The following is a 1,041-nucleotide window of genomic DNA, read 5'->3' as shown; positions in this document are numbered from 1 at the left end:
ATGCCATTCTTGCAGTGGGCGATGGACATGCGATCAAACCCGCAACGATCGCCGGTTTGTCTCACAGTATGACCAGCATCGCGGGGTTCACCTCAGAGCCAACACAGAACGCACAAAATCATGGCACTCAGCCAGACTACCGGGACAATAAATCCAATAATACCGTCACGAAGAACGCTCCAGCTCTCGCATCGCTTCAAAGCGAACACAAGATCTTGGCCGTCGATGACAACGAGATGAACCTAGCGCTGGTGAAAGCCTTGGTGAATGAAATGGGTTTAACCTTAGACCTTGCAGACGGTGGAGAGGCCGCTCTGGAGCTTTGCAAAGAGCACTTCTATCCATTAATCCTAATGGACATCCAAATGCCCGACATGGATGGGGTCGCCTGCCTAAAAGCCTTAAGACGACTTTCACAGTATAGGGACTCGGGCAATATTGTGGCGCTAACGGCCTATGCACTGCCCGATGAAAAAAATGAATTCATTGAGCAAGGCTTTATCGATCTCATTAGCAAGCCTCTAGATGAAGCAAGACTACACAAGATGATTCTAAGCTATCTTCCTGACACGAACCTGGCGGACCCCAGAAAGTCTGCTAGCTCGTCGGTGCAAGCTCAAAAGGGCCTCACCCGAACAATACAAGACGCAGCTCAGCGTAACGGCAATACTGAAAACGCAGATAATCTCCCAATATTTGACTGGGAAGAGTCAGTGCATTTAAGCAATGGCAACGAACGCTTGGCAAGAGAGTTTTCCGAGAAGCTGTTTCTAAATTTACCCGAATCAAGAAGTGAGATTGAAAAATCGAAAGAAGAAGATCACCAAGAGCGGCTACTAAGCTCTGTGCACAAACTTCACGGAGTTACGTTACTATGCGGCATTCCAAAGCTTCGACATTTCGCTCATGCGAGCGAACACGCACTCAAAACCGAACAGGATAGCGAAACGGTCAATGCGTTTGTAAACGCGCTACTCGACGCCATCGATGAACTCATTGAGTGCAAGGATCACATTCTTGCTGCGCATACTTACACAGTTT

1 protein-coding gene is annotated in these 1,041 nt (G+C 48.2%); it reads left to right on the top strand.

Annotated features, from left to right (window positions below; translation table 11 throughout):
* A partial coding sequence (locus A3750_RS11985) for a response regulator (RefSeq protein ID WP_156498544.1) occupies positions 1 to 1,041 on the top strand: 1,041 nt, incomplete at both ends.

The organism is Oleiphilus sp. HI0079, assembly GCF_001635105.1.
Note: the sequence above shows the minus strand (reverse complement) of the source record. Positions and strands in the feature narration are given on the sequence as shown.